The organism is Mesorhizobium sp. M5C.F.Ca.IN.020.32.2.1 (assembly GCF_004023105.1).
Lineage (GTDB): Bacteria > Pseudomonadota > Alphaproteobacteria > Rhizobiales > Rhizobiaceae > Mesorhizobium > Mesorhizobium wenxiniae.
In genome coordinates, this window is sequence record NZ_RZSX01001526.1 from 1 (window position 1) to 677 (window position 677).

Sequence of the window (677 nt, forward strand, 5' to 3'; positions counted from 1 at the left end):
GGTCTCCCGTTGCGACTTGAACTCCACCACCGTTGCGGGGGCAGCGCCGGGTTCTGACCGGCTTCCCAATTCTCCGCTTCGTCGTCACCAAGCGGCACCTGAGTTGCCGTGATCTAATCATGACGGCTGGCTGACTGTCGGTATGAAAGCGACATCGTATCCATGCGGCGCGACACGATGGCGAAACCCTGTGGGCCGGGATTTGAGGGGGATGAATTTGCACCCGGCTGCGAGCGCTGCCGGTTCTGAAAGCACGCCGGATTTAACCATTGCAGGGCGCCTAAATGGTTAACGATTCGACAACAACTCAGCACCGGCTTTTTAAGCCGCTTCTAAAATCGAACCGAACGGTTCGTTTCTGTTGACAATGCGTGCATGACGCTGTGAACGCAGGTCCGGCAATTCGTCAAATGGTCGAATGGCGCCTTTGGCATAAACCTCTGAAACAAAACATAAAACAACACTACTGGAAGCATCTGGTACAATTTCAAGGTGTAGATTCTTGGTCCACACGGAACAACTTAGTGATTGGAATCCGCCGAATGGCCTTCCCACATCGGGGCTGTCCGAACGACGCGAATTCCTCCCAAGACACGCCGCTAGACGGACGGAAAATTAAGATACTGGAGTACCAAAAATGAAAAAGATTGCTCTTACTGCCGTCGCCGTTCTGGCCA

At 53.3% G+C, this 677-nt stretch carries 1 riboswitch.

Annotation, left to right across the window (positions count from 1 at the left end):
• Window positions 1-117, bottom strand: a riboswitch (cobalamin riboswitch). This riboswitch is flagged as partial in the annotation.
• Window positions 118-677: the final 560 nt, after the last annotated feature.